Annotated in this window: 13 protein-coding genes; 2 read left to right on the forward strand and 11 right to left on the reverse strand. The window is 70.0% G+C overall.

Annotation, left to right across the window (positions count from 1 at the left end):
• Positions 1-4: 4 nt before the first annotated feature.
• Entirely contained in the window at positions 5-1,714 is a 1,710-nt protein-coding gene (locus OO71_RS41215; protein WP_156096815.1) for an ABC transporter substrate-binding protein, read from the reverse strand.
• Between the two features lie 234 nt (positions 1,715-1,948).
• Here OO71_RS41215 and OO71_RS41220 point away from each other — a divergent pair, with 234 nt between their 5' ends.
• Positions 1,949-2,719, forward strand: coding sequence for a TetR/AcrR family transcriptional regulator (locus OO71_RS41220; RefSeq protein ID WP_051792944.1), 771 nt, complete (start codon positions 1,949-1,951; stop codon positions 2,717-2,719).
• Here the strand turns inward: OO71_RS41220 and OO71_RS41225 are convergent.
• The 3 genes from OO71_RS41225 to OO71_RS41235 all read right to left on the reverse strand — a co-directional run bounded on the left by OO71_RS41225 (position 2,654) and on the right by OO71_RS41235 (position 5,903).
• Positions 2,654-3,757, reverse strand: a complete 1,104-nt coding sequence (locus tag OO71_RS41225; protein ID WP_033295501.1) for a M20/M25/M40 family metallo-hydrolase — start codon at positions 3,755-3,757, stop codon at positions 2,654-2,656. The two genes, OO71_RS41220 and OO71_RS41225, sit on opposite strands and share 66 nt — an antisense overlap.
• 109 nt (positions 3,758-3,866) lie before the next feature.
• The gene (locus OO71_RS41230) at positions 3,867-4,988 is read right to left on the reverse strand and encodes a threonine synthase (protein WP_033295502.1); all 1,122 of its coding nucleotides are present in this window, start codon (positions 4,986-4,988) and stop codon (positions 3,867-3,869) included.
• A 6-nt stretch (positions 4,989-4,994) separates the two neighbouring features.
• Positions 4,995-5,903, reverse strand: coding sequence for an alpha/beta fold hydrolase (locus OO71_RS41235; RefSeq protein WP_051792946.1), 909 nt, complete (start codon positions 5,901-5,903; stop codon positions 4,995-4,997).
• 100 nt (positions 5,904-6,003) lie between these two features.
• Between OO71_RS41235 and OO71_RS41240 the strand changes: the two genes are divergently transcribed.
• Entirely contained in the window at positions 6,004-6,888 is an 885-nt protein-coding gene (locus OO71_RS41240; protein ID WP_051792948.1) for a LysR family transcriptional regulator, read from the forward strand.
• A gap of 9 nt (positions 6,889-6,897) precedes the next feature.
• On the opposite strand, the gene OO71_RS41245 is transcribed toward OO71_RS41240, so the two are convergent.
• The 7 genes from OO71_RS41245 to OO71_RS41275 are packed head-to-tail and all read right to left on the reverse strand — an operon-like array spanning position 6,898 to position 15,591.
• Positions 6,898-7,908 (reverse strand): ketopantoate reductase family protein, encoded by a 1,011-nt coding sequence (locus OO71_RS41245; RefSeq protein WP_033295503.1) that lies wholly within the window; start codon positions 7,906-7,908, stop codon positions 6,898-6,900.
• Positions 7,905-8,642 (reverse strand): SDR family NAD(P)-dependent oxidoreductase, encoded by a 738-nt coding sequence (locus OO71_RS41250; protein WP_051792949.1) that lies wholly within the window; start codon positions 8,640-8,642, stop codon positions 7,905-7,907. Before OO71_RS41250 ends, OO71_RS41245 begins: the two co-directional genes overlap by 4 nt.
• Positions 8,639-10,348: a M28 family peptidase gene (locus OO71_RS41255; RefSeq protein ID WP_033295504.1), complete on the reverse strand. Its 1,710-nt coding sequence runs from the start codon at positions 10,346-10,348 to the stop codon at positions 8,639-8,641. Before OO71_RS41255 ends, OO71_RS41250 begins: the two co-directional genes overlap by 4 nt.
• Positions 10,349-10,368: 20 nt before the next feature.
• A complete protein-coding gene (locus tag OO71_RS41260) occupies positions 10,369-12,027 on the reverse strand; it encodes a gamma-glutamyltransferase (RefSeq protein ID WP_245633949.1) in 1,659 nt (552 codons plus the stop codon).
• On the reverse strand, positions 12,024-13,832 hold the full coding sequence (locus OO71_RS41265; RefSeq protein ID WP_033295505.1) for a dipeptide ABC transporter ATP-binding protein: 1,809 nt from the start codon (positions 13,830-13,832) through the stop codon (positions 12,024-12,026). The genes OO71_RS41260 and OO71_RS41265 overlap by 4 nt, the downstream gene beginning before the upstream one ends.
• Complete coding sequence (locus OO71_RS41270) at positions 13,829-14,644, reverse strand: ABC transporter permease (protein WP_033295506.1); 816 nt, start codon at positions 14,642-14,644, stop codon at positions 13,829-13,831. Before OO71_RS41270 ends, OO71_RS41265 begins: the two co-directional genes overlap by 4 nt.
• Positions 14,641-15,591 carry an ABC transporter permease gene (locus tag OO71_RS41275; protein WP_033295507.1) on the reverse strand — a complete coding sequence of 317 codons (951 nt, stop codon included), beginning with the start codon at positions 15,589-15,591 and terminating at the stop codon, positions 14,641-14,643. The genes OO71_RS41270 and OO71_RS41275 overlap by 4 nt, the downstream gene beginning before the upstream one ends.
• Between the last annotated feature and the right edge of the window lie 2 nt (positions 15,592-15,593).

Below are 15,593 nucleotides of genomic sequence, written 5' to 3' on the forward strand. Positions count from 1 at the left end.
CGGGTCAGGCGGCCGCGAGGCCCCACTGCGCGAGGTTCCACCACGGCCCGCTGCTCGGGTTGATGGCCAGCGGCCCGCCGATCTTGCGGTTCCACAGCAGGATGTTCGGGACCGCGTCGAGCGGCAGCGAGGAGGCCTCCCGCGCGAGCAGGCTGTCGACCTTCTTAGCCAGCTCGATGCGCGCCTTCTCGTCCAGGTTGGTGCCGAAGTCGGCCAGCGCCGAGTCGAGGTCGGGGAACCCGATCCGGGCGAAGTTCAGTCCCGAGTTCCCGTTGGCCGCCGACGGGATGGCCGGGGTGCCGAACGACGTGTCGAGCCGCGGCTGCGGGAACGTGTCCACCAGTGCCCACAGGCCCAGCTGGAACGTGCCCTGCGAGGTGACCTTGCCGAACAGCTCGGCCGCGGTGGTGTTCGCGATGGTCAGCTCGAACCCGGCGGTTTTGAGCTGCTGCTGCAGGATCTGCTCGGTGAGCTCCCGGCGCTTGTTGCCCGCGACCGACGCGACGCTGAACGAGGCGCGCTTGCCGTCCTTGACCCAGATGCCGTCCGGGCCCTTGGCCCAGCCCGCGCCCTGCATCAGGCTGGTGACCTTGCCGAGGTCGAGCGTGTAGCGGCTGAAGTCGTTTCCGCTGTACTGGCGCATCATCGGGGTGATGAAGCTCTGTGCCGGCTCGGTGACGCCGAGCGACCCGTAGAGCCGCGTGACGATCGCCTTGCGGTCGACGGCGTACGACACCGCCTGCCGGAACGGCGCGGAGTCGAACGGGAACTTGCCGTTGTTCATCCAGAGCGCTTCGAGGTTGCCCGACGTCGGGTCGATCTGCGACCCGGCGTTCTGCAGGCCGTTGCGGATCTGGTCGGCCGAATCGAGCTGCGGGGTCGGGTACAGGGCGTCGAGCTGGCCGCTCTTGAACGCCTGGTACGCGGCGGCGGTGTCGGCGGTGAACTGGAAGGTGACCTTGTCCAGCTTGGGTTTCTCGCCCCAGTAGTTCGGGTTCGGCACGAGCGTGACCGACGCGCCGCGCTTCCAGGACTCGATCTTCCACGGGCCGCCGCTGAAGCTGTAGCCGTCCTTCATCTCCGCGTTGCGGTCCTTGCCCTCCAGCAGGTGGCTGGGCAGGAACCCGGACGTGTCGCTGAACAGCGCCTTCCAGTTCGCGTACGGCTTCGAGAAGGTGATCACCGCGGTCTTGGGGCCGGGGGTGTCGACCGATTCGATGCGGTCGTAACCGGCCTTGACGAGCACGTCCTTGCCGTCGCGGATCTGCAGCGCGGTGTACTTCAGGTCGGCCGAGGAGATCGGCACCTTGTCCGACCACACCGCGGCCGGGCTGATCTGGTACGTGACCTTCTGCTTGCCGCCGTCCATGCTGACCGTGGGTTCGCCCGCCATCACCTCCGACGGGACCGGAGCCCAGGCATCGCCCGACTTCCGCGGGACGAACACTCTCGGCAGGGTCGGCACATCCATCAGGTAGGTGCCCCAGACGGCCCCGGAACACGTGGCGATCCAGTCCGCGCAATCGGGTTCCTGCTCGGCCCCGACGACGATCGCACCGCCTTGCCGGACCGGCACCGCGGCGGAGCTCGTCGCCGCGCTGTTCCGGGTGCCGCCGCTCGTGCAGGCGGACAGCAGGGCGGCGGCGGTGGCCACTGCGGTGGCGAGGGCGAACCCGGTGCGGCGCCGGGCGATCCGGGTGATCCGAATGGTCATCGGTGACCTTCCTTGGTCGGCCCCCTGCGGAGATGGGACGAACTGTAAGACCGGGTCAGAGCCCGCGCAAGGGGTATGGGCAGGTTTATAGTCAGTTACGCTGACTGGCGTCGTGGTGACCGGTCCGGTGGCAGGTGCGACAATGCGTGGCGACCGGTCCGGACACTTCGGGCAGTGGTTTCGGGCACGGTTTCAAACACGGTTTCGGGCAGGTTCACGCAGGGAAGGAGCCGGATGGCTGGCGCAGGGCAGCACAAGCCGCGGCCGAAGGCCGGGGCACCGCGGGCACGCCGTCCCCGGGACAGCCTCAGCCGGGAGGCGATCGTCGGGGCCGCGGAGAAGATCGTGCTCCGCGACGGGCTCGCCGGGCTCACGTTCCAGGCGATCGGCGACGAGCTCGGTGCCCATCCCACGTCGATGTACCGGCATTTCCGGGACAAGGACGACCTCCTGCTCGAACTGGTCGACAGCCTGCGGGCGAGGTCCTACGGCGGCACGCTGACCGCCACCGACGACTGGCGCGAGGACGTCCGCAAGTTCGCGCAGCTGGTGCGCGAGCACTACGTGCGGTACGCGCCCTTGGCGCAGGACATGGTCATGCGCACCACCCGCCGCCCGGTCGAGTTCTCGAACGTCGAGTTCAACCTGGATGCCTTGCGCCGCGCGGGTCTCGAGGACGCGGAAGCCGTCGTCGTCCTGCGGGCGCTGGGCAACTTCATCCGATCGGTGGCGAGTCTCGAGGCCGCGTTCCTGACGCTCGAGCCGGAGGTCCGCAAACGCGACGAGCTCGCCTGGCAGGTCGAGTACCGGCAGCTGGACCCCGAGCAGTACCCGGCGATCGCCCGGTGCTCGGACCTGTTGCTGAGCCTGGGTTCCCCGGTCGCGTTCGACACCGGGCTGGAGATGATGCTCGACGCGATCGAGCTGCGCGCGGCGAAGTCACGAGCGCGCCGTGGTGAGGGCGTCGAGCATGCCGGCGACGAGGATCCCGCGGGCGGCGAGTGAATCGAGGTCGGTCCATTCGTGCCGGGCGTGCGGTCCGCCGCCGTCCGGCCCGAGCCCGTCGAGCGTCGGAACCCCCAGTGCGGCAGTGAAGTTCGCGTCGGACCCGCCGCCGACGGCGGCCTCCTCGACGGCGCTGAGGCCTTCCGCCTCGGCGACGCGGCGAGCAAGAGCCAGCAGGTCACGCGAGGACGCCGGTTCCAGCGGCAGCCGGTTGATTTCGCCGGACACGCGGACCGACGCGCCGTCGAGGTGCGCGGTCAGCTCGCCGAGCTGCCGGTGAACCCGTTCCAGCTCCGCCTTTTCCCACGCCCGCACGTCGACGCGCAGGGATGCCGCGGCCGGGACGGTGTTGGTGGTGGTACCCGCGGTGGCTTTCGTGGGGGTGACCGTGGTGCCCTTCGCGGAATCGCCGAGCCGGTCGAGAACCAGGGCCTGGTGGGCGAGTTCGATCATCGCGTTGATCCCCTCTGCCGGGGCCATCCCGGCGTGCGCGGCGCGGCCGGCGACGTCCACCGTGTAGAAAGCGCCTCCCTTGCGGGCGGTTTTGACGGCGCCGTCGAAGCTGGCCTCGAACACGAGGACGGCGGCCGCGCCGGCGGCGGTCTTCTCGATCAGCGCCCGCGACGTCGGCGAGCCGATCTCTTCGTCGCCGGTGATCAGCAGTCCGACCCGGCTCGGATCGCGCGCGAGCTCGACCGCGTCGAACGCTTCGACCAGACCGGCTTTCATGTCGAACACCCCCGGCCCGGTCGCGCGGTTCCCGTTCACCTCGAACGGCCAGCCGGCCAGGGTGCCGAGCGGCCACACGGTGTCCACGTGCCCGAGCAGCAGCACCGCGGGTTCGCGCTCGGGCCGCCACAGCAGGTGCGAAGTGCCGTCGACGGTCACGATTTCGCCCGGCCTGCCGAACACCGGGGCACCCCACGAGCGCAGCAGCTCGTGCGCGCGCCGGAGCCCTTCCGCATGGCCGGACGGCGTTTCGATCGACACCAGCTCGCCGAGGCGGGCCCGGGTCCGGTCCTGGTCGATGCGGCGCATACGAGTCCTCCTCGGTCGGCACGAACGGGTACCCGGTACGCTAAGCAATGCCATTGACTATGGCAAGGGCCATCTCGTTGACTAGAGTTCGGCCGGTGCGGCGAAGCGATCATCGTCCGCACCCGGCCGGGGTGGCCCCGCCGAGGGTCTTCAAGCCGGTGCCGGTGATCACGACCAGCGCCGATCCCGTTGCGGTACCTCGGGTACGGGCCTTCTGCAGGCCCGCCAGCGCGGCGCCGGAGGTCGGCTCCGCAAAGATTCCCTGAAGGGCAAGGCGGCGGGTGGCCGCGGTGATCCCGGCGTCGCCGACCGTCACGCACGCGCCGTTGCTCTCGCGGATCGCCGCGAGCACTTCGGCGCCGCGGACCGGTGCGGGCACGGCGATTCCCTCCGCGACGGAGACCGGCCGGCTCACCGGTACTGCCGGCACGTCCGGTGCACCCGTCCGCCACGCGTCGGCGATCGGGGCGCAGCTTTCCGCTTGCACGGCCAGCAATCGGGGCAGTTCGGCCAGATGCCCGGCCTCCGCCAGCATCTTCATCCCGCGATGCACGCCGAGCAGCAGCGTGCCGGCGCCGACCGGCAGGACGATCCACTGGGGAGCCCGTCCGCCGGACCGCGCGACGATCTCCGGCGCCGTGGTCGTGAGCCCGGCCAGAAAGTACGGACTCCAGTTGTGGCCGAGGTAGGTGGCATCGAGTTCCGCGGCGACGGTCGCCGCCGTGCCCCGGTCGCGGCTCAGGACGATTTCGGCGCCGAAAGCCGAGATCTGCGCGCGTTTGCCCGCCGAGGTGGCGGCAGGTACGACGATGGTGGCCTTGATTCCCGCCGCCGCGCAGTACGCCGCGACCGACGCACCCGCGTTTCCCGAGCTGTCCTCGACCAGGCTGCGGACGCCCCATTCCTTGGCCTTCGACACCAGCACCGAGACGCCACGATCCTTGTACGAACCGGTCGGGGACAGCTGCTGCAGGTGATAGGAGACCCCCTCCAGCACCGGGTCGGGCACGATCGGCGCGGACTGTTCGCCCAAGGACACGATGGTGCGCGCGTCGTGCAGACCGGTCATCGAAGGGTATTGCCAGACGCCGCTGCGCCGGTCGTCGGCGGGACCGGGCAGGAGCCCGGAGACCTCCAGCGGGCCGCCGCAGCGGAGGCAGTGCCAGATCGGTTCGCGGTCGGAATGCTCGCTGCCGCAACGGGTGCAGCGCAGGAAGGGGCCGGCTGCCATCGCCGGTCAGTCCCCGAAACACCGGTCGACGAACGGCTCGAGTTCGGCCAGCACCTCCGCGGGGCGCTCTTCGGGGAGATAGTGGCCGCTGCCGGTGATCTCGGCGCCGACCAGCTGCTCGCAGCGAGCCGCCCAGATGTCCATCGCGGGCTGGCCGTGCAGGTTTCCGAGCTCCCCCCAGAGGATTTGCGTCGGAACTTCGATCTTCGTCCCGGCCCGCAGCTCTTCGAGGTAGCGGGGGACGTCGACGTCGAACGCCGCGCGGTAGTCGTTGAGAAAACCGGAAACCGCTCCCGGGCTCTTGATCGTTTCGACGTAGTGGTCGTAGGTGCCGTCGCTGCGCAGGACGTCGCTGAAACCGGGGGTGCGCTCGTAGAAGTAGCGCACGTATTCCTCCTCGTGCCCGCGCAGCAACGTCTCGGCGAGCCCGCGCTTGGCGAGGTGGAACAGCTGGTCCCAGTGGTGCGACGCGGCGGTCCGGGCGGTGAGCCCGGTGTAGATGTACTCGGTCGGCAGGATGTCCATCAGCACGAGCCCCCGCAGCCGCTCGGCATGATCGAGCGCGAACCGGCGGCACACGCGGGCCCCGCGGTCGTGGCCGATGAGCACGAACTCGTCCAGGCCGAGCCGGTCGGCCAGCTCGCGGAGGTCCTGTGCTTGCGTGCGCTTGTCCATGTGCTCGACGCCGGGCTTGCCGGTCTCGCCGTACCCGCGCACGTCGGGCGCGACGACGTAGTACGACTCGAGCAGGCGGGGCAGCACCTTCCGCCACATCCGCCACGTCTCGAACAGCCCGTGGACGAGGACCAGCGGACGGCCGTTCCCGGACCCGCCGTGCACGTAGTGCATCCGGATGCCGTTGACCTCGGCGTACTCGTGCTTGACCGGGATTTCCGCGATGGGGTCGACGCTCATGCCGCTCCTTGTCTCGGGTACCGGACAAGCCTGCGCCAGCAGCAATCGATAAGAAAAATACCGGTTTCCGATCTGCCTCATAAGGTGACACGATCAGCGGATGGAGCTCCGCCAGCTGCGCTACTTCGCCGAGGCCGCCCGCCTGTCGCACTTCACCCGGGCCGCCGAGCGGCTCAACGTCGCGCAACCGGCGCTCTCCCAGCAGATCCGCGCTCTCGAACGGGAACTCGAAGTCACGCTGTTCGAGCGGCGGGGACGGCGGGTACTGCTCACCGCGGCCGGGGAACGCCTGCTGGCGCAGACCGAGGTCATCCTCACCGAGGTGGAGCGGGCCCGTGCGCAGGTCCGCGAGGTGCCGGAGGACCCGGGCGGGACCACTGTCGTAGGTGCGCTGAGTTCGCTGGTGACCACGTTTCTTCCCGCGGAGCTACCGGTTTTTCACCGCAGGTTTCCGCAGGTGGATGTCGCGATCCGCGAGCAGACGACCGGGCAGATGCTGCGCCGGCTGCGCGAGGGTGACCTCGAGCTGGCGATCGGCGACGACCGGCTCGGCGACGGCTCGGTGGCGCTGGCCCGGCGTCCGCTGTTCACCGAGGAGCTGGTCGTCGCCGCACCTCCCGGGCACCGGTTCGCCGGGAACGGTGACGTGGCTCCCGGCGATCTGCCCGGTGCGCACTTCGTCAGCTACCAGCCCGGGTCCGGGGTGCGGGAAACGCTCGTCGCGCTGCTGCGGTCGGAGGGGCACGAACCGCACATCGCCTACGAAAGCAGCAGCCCGGAACAACTCGTCGCGCACGGCCTCGGCGTCGCGCTCATGCCGCGGATGGCCGCGGAGGCCGCGGGCGGCCGGGTAGCGGTCAAGAGCCTGCGGCCGCCGCGGTTCCGCAAGATCGCCCTCTTCACGGTGCGTGACCGCTACCTGTCCAGCGCCGGGGAAGCGTTCTGGCGGCACCAATGGGGCACGCCGCCGGCCGCGCAGGGCTGAGCCGGCCGGTCAGCGTACCTCCGCGAGTTCGGCCAGTACGTGCTCGCCCATCGTGTCCGGGTCCTTCTCGGCCCGGTGCACCGCATCGGTCACAGCGCGGACGTGCGGGACCTCGACGCCGTGCTTCGCGGCCAGGTCCAGCACCGGCCCGAGGATGTGGTCCACCTCGGTCGGACGACGGTGGATCGCGAGGTCCCGCCACACGCCGGTGCGGGTCTGCTGGTGCGCGACCCAGTACGCGATCTGTGCCTGCCACGCGGATTCGACCTGCGCCGGGTCCGCCTCGGCGTCCACGGTGAACAGTGTCGGGTCGAAGCCGTCGACGGTTTCGCAGCGCACGCCTGCCGCCTGCGCGACCCGCTCGACCTCGCCGACGAGCCGCCCGAACAGCGACCGGTGCTGGTTTTTCGCGAGCAGCACGGGTACGTCCTCGTTCGCCACCGCGGTCGCGAAGTACACCGCCGCGATGGCCGCTTTCGACCACAGGTAGCCGAAAATATTGCTCGTGACCTCGGTGGGGTGGAACTCGCTGAGCAGTGCGGCCAGCTCGTGCACGCGGTTGCTCTCGGTACCGTCGACCTCGCCGATCCGGAAGGTCCCGGCGCCGCCGTAGATCAGGTGGCCGGGCTTGTCGTAGAAGCCGCCGAACGTGACCAGCGCACCGACTGTCCGTTGTGGACCGACGGCGTCCGCGATCGGGTACTCCTCCAGTCCGTTCTGCAGCGACACCACGAATCCGTCGTCGCTGAGCAGCGGCGCGATCGTCTTGAGCGCGTCCTGGGTGTGCCGGGACTTCACCGCCAGCAGGACGGTGTCCAGTGGTCCGGTGAGGTGCTCCGGGCGGACTGCGCGTGGGTACGCGGTGAAGTCGGCCTCGCCGGAGATCTGCAGGCCGCGGGCGTTGATCGCGGCGACGTGCTCGGCGTTGGCGTCGACGAGCACGACCTCGTGCCCGGCCTCGTGCAGGTAGGCGCCGACCAGGCCGCCGATGGCGCCCGCGCCCACGATGTGGATGGTCATTTCAGCTCCCTCGTGAACGGCAGGTGCGGACGGCCGGTGTGCGAGCCGCCGCTGACGTCGATGATCGCCCCGGTGGTCCAGGACGACCGGTCGGACAACAGGAAGGCGCACGCCTCGGCGATGTCCGCGGGGTCGCCGGTGCGGCGCAGCGGGGTGGCGGCCAGGGTTTGCGCGAAGTAGTCCGGCACGCCCTCGGTGTCCGGGCGGATGACGTTGTCGAGTACCAGGCCCGGCGCGACCGCGTTGACCCGGATGCGGTGCGGCCCGCCCTCGATGGCGCTGACGTGGGTGAACATCTCCACCGCGGCCTTGGACGAGCAGTAATGCCCGCCCCCGGCGCGGGCGGACCGCGCCGCACCCGAGGACACGACCACGATCGAACCCGGCGTACCACGGGAAATCCACCGCCGGAACAGCTCTCCGGTGACGAGCATGACCGACCGGACGTTCACCGCGAACACGGTGTCCCACTCCATCGCGGTCATCTCGCTGATCGGCAGGTTCGGGTACACGCCGTGCGCGAACACGACGCCGTCGAGCGGTCCTTCCGCCTCCGCTTCGTCCACAATGGACGACAGATCGGGGCCGGCCAGGTCGGCCTGGATGTCCACAGTGGACGACCGGTCCTGGGTGACCACGTCCGCGCCCTGTTCGGCCAGCAGGAACGCGGTCGACCGGCCGATCCGCCCGCCCGCGCCGGTGACCAGGTACCGGCGTCCGCTCAGCTCGCTCATTCCAGTGCCCCCTCCAGGAAGGCCACGGCTTCCCGCAGGCTCACCGCGACCCGGTTGCGCTCGCGGACCAGGCGGGAGTGCAGGAACCGGAAGCCGTCGCTGTCCGGCTCCAGCCCGGACAGCCGCGGTGTGTCGGCGAGCCCGGGGACGCCGCCGACGAACAGCGCCGGGTCGTGCGTGAACCGGTCGCCCTGGGTGTAGTCGAGCGGCACGAACAGGCGAGACAACCGGTGCACGGTCGCGTTGAACCAGTCCGGATCCACCGACTCCCGCTTGGCCCACAGCGCCGCGGCCAGCTCCCGGGCGCGCAGCCCGCGCTCGATCGGGACGGACAGGTCCAGCCGCCCGGCCGAGCTGATCTGCAGTTCCCGCAACCGTTCGACGAGTGCCTCGCAAGCCGGGGTGAAGTCCATCGGCAGCGTCGGGTCGGTGAGCAGCCGCCACACCGCGTGCAGGTAGATCCGGGTGTCGCGGACGAGCAGCTCGGGGTCGATCTTGTCGAGCGTGTCCTCGGGCGTGTGCCACCACCAGCCGGTGCCGTTGCCCTTGCGCGGCCCGCCGCCGAACACCGCGGCCTGCGCGTTGAGCAGCGCCGGGTCGATCGGCTGCTCGCTCATGTTCGCGAAGATCGCCGGGACGCCGATACCCCAGAACGACTGGTCGCCCGCGCGGTGCATGCGCCGTCCGGCCCAGTCCTGACCGGCTTGCGTGCTCAGCGCTTCCTGCGCCAGCTCGCCCAGCTCGGCCGCCGATGTCGCGTCCGCCACCACGGTGTTGCCGTTGCCGCCGGTCGAATCGATGTTGACGTGTACCGCGGCGCGGGCTTCGAGCTCCTCCCAGTGGTGGTCGGCGTACCAGGCGGAACTGGAGTAGCGGCCCTGCGAATGCCCCGACCAGAACGCCAGCCGCAGGCCACGCTGCCACTGGTCGCGCCGTTCGGCGGCAATCCGGGCGACCTCGATCATGGTCGCGTTCGCGGTGCCGTTGTCCATCAGGCCGTAGTGCCACGTGTCGTGGTGGCCGGTGAAGAACACGAACGGCTCGTCCTCGCCGCCGCGGGTGCTCGGCAGGTCGGCGAGGAGGATCGGGGTCGGCCGCCAGCCGGTGTCGATCTCGGTGTGCACGGTGATTTCCTGACCCGCCAGCTCCCGGAGCCGGGTGCCGTCCGTCGCGCTCACCGAGCAGACGGCGGTGGCGGGCAGGTCGTCGACGGCGTCGTCACCCGGGCTGCCCCACACCGGCGACACGCACATCTCGTGCAGTTTGTCGTGCGGGCTGACGTGCACCTGGGCGATGGCGCCCCGGTTACCGGCCTCGATCGTCTGACCGGGCCCGGGTACGCCGTCGATCAGCACGATGCAGCCGGTGACGTCCAGGCCGGCGTACTCCTCGGCGGTACCGCGGCCGACCGGAACCAGCCGTCCGGTGAGTCCGTCCGGGGGAGTGGAGCGGGAGAACGACACGGCGAGCGCGTTGTGGGTGACGCCGTCGGCCTCCACTCGCGCGGACACCGGCAGGCTGATGTAGGCGTCGTGGCTCAGCAGCTGGGTGGTGTAGCCGAGATCGTCGAGGAGACCGCGCAGGTACCCGAGACTCTCCAGCTCGCCGGGGGTGCCCGCGTGCTTGGTCCATTGCGCCATCGGCGAAAGCACGGCCATCAGGCGCTCGGCCGAGACCTCGCCGGTGACGCCGGCAACGTTGTTCACTGTGGACAGTCCTTTCCGGATCACAGGGCGGCGGCGCTGCCGGCGCGGCGGGGTCCCGCGCTGCCGTGCAGCTTGCCGTCGTCGCCGCGCCAGCTCATCTGGTACGAGCCGAGGTGCCAGTCGTAGGCGGGCAGCGGCGACATCAGCAGCCCGCGCGCCATCAGCCCGCGCGTGACCTCTTCGGGCACCCGCGCTTCCATGGAGAACTGGTAGTCCTCGCGCAGTGGGTAGAGCCGCGGCGCGTCTTCGGCGGCGTAGGGATCCATGCCGTAGTCGAGGATGTTGGACAGCACCTGCGGCACCGTGCAGTACACGCTCCCCGGCGAACCGAGGCCCAGCACCGGTTTGCCGTCCTTGAACACCAGCGTGTTGCCGATCGCGCAGCGCATCCGGCCGCCGCCGGTGAACCAGCCGCCGATCCACATGTCCATCCGGTTGATGCCGTTGCTGCCGATCATCGGCACGCCGCCGATCACCTCGCCCGGGATGCCCGAGCCCTGCAGCGTGTTCATCGACTGCACCCAGTTGCCGTACTTGTCCACAATGGACAGCTCGCAGCTGCCCGCGGACTGCGCGGGTGTCGGCGAGGGCAGGTGCCCGATCGCGGCGAGCTGCGCCGCACCGCCGGTGATCTCGACGTGCTTGGTGAGGTCGATCGTGGGCTTGCTTCGCCGGATCAGGTCGGCCACCATCCGGTGGAAGTCCCGTGACATCAGCAGTTCGGCCGGGTCCTCGAAGATCCGCGGGTCGTTGATCAGGTTGGCTTCCTTGTCGGCGCGGCGCAAGGCATGCGTGAGGTAGTACAGCGCGTCGGCCGATTCGGTGTAGTGCCCGTACGAGGTGATGTCCAGCTCGTCGAGGATGCCCAGCACCATCGAGCAGAACACGGCCTGGCGCTCCGGCGGGGACAGCTGCACGATCTCGTGTCCACGGTGTTCGTACCGCAGCCCGGAACCCCATTCGGCCTGCGACGCGGCCATGTGTTCCTTGGTGATCGGCCAGCCCAGTTCGTTCGCGCGGCGGAGGAACTCCTGCGCCCAGTCCCCGGTGAGGAAATAGTCCGGGCCTTCCTCGGCGAGCCGGACCATGGTGCGGTGCAGCGCCGGTTTCGGCCAGCGGTCGCCGACCTGGGGGAGATGCCCGCCGGGCGCGAAGTGCTCGCGGCCGGACGGGGTGTAGAGGAAGAAGTCGTACGACTGCGCCATCACCAGGTGCTCGAACGAGTCCACGACGTGCCCGACCTCGGCCCAGTGCACCGCGGGCGCGCACAGTTCGGCCCACGGCCGTGTGGCGAAGCGTTCGTACAGAGCCTTCATCCCCGGCATGAAGCCCGGGATCACCGCGTACGGCCCGGCGCCGGTGGCCGAGTACTGGCTGCGCGGCGGCGGGACCCGGTGGAACGGCGGCAGGTCCGGTGCGATCGTGCCGTGGCTGTTCAGCTCGTGCACGGTGCCGGTTTCGGCTTCCCAGAACAGCATCGTGAACATGCCCGCGTGGTTGGTGAGGTCCTGCTGCACCACGGCCTGCACGAGCGAACCCGCGATCACCGCGTCCACCGCGTTGCCGCCGCCGGCCAGCACGTCGCGCATGGTGTCGGTGACGATCGGGTGCTGGCTGGAGCACACTGCGTTGTCGCCGGTCACCGGGGTCTTCGGTCCGACCCGCCCCTCGTTGGTCACTGGGTGACTCCTTCCTGGTCGAGCCCGAGCACGGAGCCCACGAGACGGGCGGTGTAGCTGTGCGCGGGATGGTCGAGCACGTCGGCCGTGCGGCCTTCTTCGACGATCTCGCCGTGGTAGAGCACGAGAACGCGATCGGTCATCTGCCGGACGACGGACAGCTCGTGGGTGATGAAAAGCATGCTCATGCGGTACTGCCGGTGCAGCTTCCGCAGCAGGGTGAGGATTTCCGCGCGCACCGAAACGTCCAGTGCGGCAACGGGTTCGTCGCAGATCAGCAGCCGGGGCCGCAGCGCGACAGCCCGAGCGATGGCGATCCGCTGCCGTTCGCCGCCGGACAGCTGAGCGGGACGGCGCTGCGCGTGTTCCTCGGTGAGGCCGACCTGGGTGAGCAGTTCGGCGGTTTCGGCCCGGTGGTCGGCATTCCGGTCGCGGGTGGTGATGGCCTCCCGCAGGGTGGCGCCGATGGTACGGGCCGGGTTGAGCGACGAGTACGGGTCCTGGAAGACCACCTGCACCAGCTGGGCGACGCTGCGGTTTTCGGCCCGGCTGAGCCGCGAGTAGTCGGCCAGGTCGAGGCCGCCGAGGCCGATGCTGCCGGAATCCGGCCGCACGAGCCCGAGCAGCGAGCGGGCGATGGTGGTCTTGCCGGAACCGGATTCGCCGACGAGACCGACGGATTCGAACTCGTCGACGGCGAACGACACCCCTTTTACCGCCTGTGTACGGGTTTTGCCGCCCGCGAGGTCCCGGAAGGACTTCTGCAGGTCCCGCACGGTCAGCAAGGCGCCGGACGATTCAGGTTCGGCCGACGTGGCACTCGCGGTGGTTTCCGGTGCGGTGTCGAGCAGTTCCGCGGCGATCTCGTCGATCCGGAGGCAGGCGGTGGTGTGGTCCGGGCTCGTGGCCTGCAAGGTCGGCCGTTCGGCGCGGCAGGCGTCGGTGGCCCAATTGCAGCGGGACGCGAATCCGCATTGCCCGCCCACGGAATCCGCCGGAGGCACCCGGCCGGGGATGGACTGCATCTTCTCGACCCGGCGGTCCAGCGGCAGATGCGAACCCAGCAACCCCGCGGTGTACGGATGCTGCGGATTCCGGCGCAGCTCGGCCGACGGGGCCTGCTCGACGAGCCCGCCCGCGTACATGACCATGATCCGGTCGCACACGGAAAACGCGACGCCGAGGTCGTGCGTGACCAGGATCAGCGCCATTCCGCGGCTGCGCCGGAGCTGGTCGAGCATTTCCAGCACCTGTGCCTGCGTGGTCGCGTCGAGCGCGGTAGTGGGCTCGTCGGCGATCAGCAGATCCGGGTCACCGGCCAGCGCCGCCGCCATCGCGACCCGCTGCCGCATTCCGCCGGACAGCTGGAACGGGTACCGGTGCGCGGCGCGGGCCGGGTCGAGGCCGACCTCCTCCAGCCGCCGGTACACCTCCGCGCGTAGCTTTGCCTTGTTACGCCGGATCGGCGCGGGCAGCACCTCGGCGATGTGCGCGAAGGACGTCTGCACCGGGTTGAGCATCGAGAACGGGTCCTGCATCAGCAGGCTGATCCGGGTGCCGCGGACCTCCCGGAGGTCCTTTTCGGACTGTCCGAGCAGCTCGCGGCCGTCGAAGGTGACCGACCCGGTCGCGGTGACCCCGCGGGGGAGCAGCCCGACCAGCGAGCGCACGGTGAGCGACTTCCCGCTGCCGGATTCGCCGACGATCCCCACCGACGTCCCGGCCTCGACCGCGAACCGCACGTCCCGCACGAGCGGACGGCCCTGGTGGGCGATGTCCACCCCGTCCACAGTGAGCAGACTCATCGCGCCTCCCGCTGTGCCGTGAGCCGGTCGTAGAAGCTGTCTCCGAGCACCGTCGCGCACACCGCGGTGAGGATGATCATCACCGCCGGGGCGAGCGAAAGCCACGGTTCGGACAGGATCTGTTCACGCCCTTCGGCGATCATGACGCCCCATTCCGCGCTGCCCGGCTGTCCGCCGATGCCCAGGAAGGCCAGTGCGGAAAACGCGATCAGCGCGACGACGAAGTCGAGCAGGAACGTGGCCACCACGGTGGGCACGATGTTGGGCAGGAGGTGCCGGAACATCACCGTGCGCGCGGGCAGCCGCAGGCTTTGCGCGGCCTCCACATAGGGCAGTCCACTTTGGACTGTCGCGGCACTGCGGATCATCCGGATCGCCGTCGGCATCGACAGCAGCGCCAGCACCAGCACGGTGACCACGTAGCCGCCGGAGGAAATCCCGACCACCACGATCGCGACCAGCAGCGCCGGAAGCGCGTAGAGGACGTCGACCAGGCGGCTGATCACACTGTCCACCCGGCCGCGGTAGTACGCCGCAGCCAGGCCGAGCGAAATGCCGACCACCACCGCGACCAAGGCCACGAGCAGCGGTCCGATCACCGCGACCCGGGCACCGGAGATCACCCGGGACAGCACGTCACGGCCGAGGTCGTCGGTGCCGAGCCAGTGCTGCCCGGTGGGGCCGCTGGAGCTGAGTTCGAGCTGCTGCGCGTTGGGCGGGTACGGCGTGAGCGCGTCCCCGGCGATCACGAAGACCAGGATCACCGCGAGCGGCACCGCCGCCACGATCGCGGGCCAGCCGAGGCGCTTCATGCCGCCACCTGCCGGGCCCGGATGCGCGGGTCGAGGAGGCCGGTGAGCACGTCGACCGCCAGGTTCACCAGGATCACGAACGCCGCCGCGACCATTGCAATGCCTTGTACCACCGGAATGTCCTTGGTGTTGACCGAAACCACGAGCAGCGAGCCGACGCCGGGCAGCGAGAACACCGTCTCCACCAGCACCGCACCGGACAGCGCGGCAATGAGCACCACGCCGGACGACGTGACGATCGGTACCGCCGCATTGCGCATTGCGTAGGTCACCAGCACCCGGGGCGACGCGACCCCGCGGGCCCGGGCGAAGGTGACGTAATCCTGGTCCATCACGTCGAGCATCGCGGCCCGTGTCTGCCGCAGCACGATCGCCATCAGCGCGACCGCCAGTGACACTGCGGGCAGGACGAGGTGCCAGAGGCTGTCCGCGAACCCTTCGCCGGCCCCGAAAACCGGGAACCAGTCGAGTACCACGCCGAACACGTAGACCAGCAGCAGGCCGACCGCGAACGGCGGGGCACTCATCCCGAAAGCAGCCACTGTGGACACCACGCGGTCGGTGGTGGCACCCCGCCGCAGCCCGGCGACGGCGCCGAGCGGGATGCCGACCACGACCACCAGCAGCAGCGCGAAGAGCGCCAGCTGGAACGACATCGGCAGGGCGTGGCCCAGCGCGGACAGCACGTCCTCGCCGGACCGCACCGAGGTGCCGAAGTCGAGCCGGACCGCGCCGGCCAGCCACCGGCCGTACTGCACCAGGAACGGATCGTCCAGGTGGTACTTGGCGGTGGTTGCCGCAATGAGCTCCGGAGTGGACGGTGCGGTGCCCATGAGCGTGGCCAGCAGCGATCCGGGCGCCAGCGCGAGCAGGCTGAACACCAGGAACGACACCAGCAGGAGCATCGCGACCATCGCGGCGAGGCGGCGGGCCAGGAACTTGATCATCG

Origin of the sequence: Amycolatopsis jejuensis (genome assembly GCF_000717335.1) — a bacterium.
Lineage (GTDB): Bacteria > Actinomycetota > Actinomycetes > Mycobacteriales > Pseudonocardiaceae > Amycolatopsis > Amycolatopsis jejuensis.

What these genes read in the sequence shown, in the direction of transcription:
- OO71_RS41215 (WP_156096815.1), bottom strand. Translation starts at nt 1,714, where the DNA reads ATGACCATTCGGATCACCCGGATCGCCCGGCGCCGCACCGGGTTCGCC.
- OO71_RS41220 (WP_051792944.1), top strand. Translation starts at nt 1,949, where the DNA reads ATGGCTGGCGCAGGGCAGCACAAGCCGCGGCCGAAGGCCGGGGCACCG.
- OO71_RS41225 (WP_033295501.1), bottom strand. Translation starts at nt 3,757, where the DNA reads ATGCGCCGCATCGACCAGGACCGGACCCGGGCCCGCCTCGGCGAGCTG.
- OO71_RS41230 (WP_033295502.1), bottom strand. Translation starts at nt 4,988, where the DNA reads ATGGCAGCCGGCCCCTTCCTGCGCTGCACCCGTTGCGGCAGCGAGCAT.
- OO71_RS41235 (WP_051792946.1), bottom strand. Translation starts at nt 5,903, where the DNA reads ATGAGCGTCGACCCCATCGCGGAAATCCCGGTCAAGCACGAGTACGCC.
- OO71_RS41240 (WP_051792948.1), top strand. Translation starts at nt 6,004, where the DNA reads ATGGAGCTCCGCCAGCTGCGCTACTTCGCCGAGGCCGCCCGCCTGTCG.
- OO71_RS41245 (WP_033295503.1), bottom strand. Translation starts at nt 7,908, where the DNA reads ATGACCATCCACATCGTGGGCGCGGGCGCCATCGGCGGCCTGGTCGGC.
- OO71_RS41250 (WP_051792949.1), bottom strand. Translation starts at nt 8,642, where the DNA reads ATGAGCGAGCTGAGCGGACGCCGGTACCTGGTCACCGGCGCGGGCGGG.
- OO71_RS41265 (WP_033295505.1), bottom strand. Translation starts at nt 13,832, where the DNA reads ATGAGTCTGCTCACTGTGGACGGGGTGGACATCGCCCACCAGGGCCGT.
- OO71_RS41270 (WP_033295506.1), bottom strand. Translation starts at nt 14,644, where the DNA reads ATGAAGCGCCTCGGCTGGCCCGCGATCGTGGCGGCGGTGCCGCTCGCG.
- OO71_RS41275 (WP_033295507.1), bottom strand. Translation starts at nt 15,591, where the DNA reads ATGATCAAGTTCCTGGCCCGCCGCCTCGCCGCGATGGTCGCGATGCTC.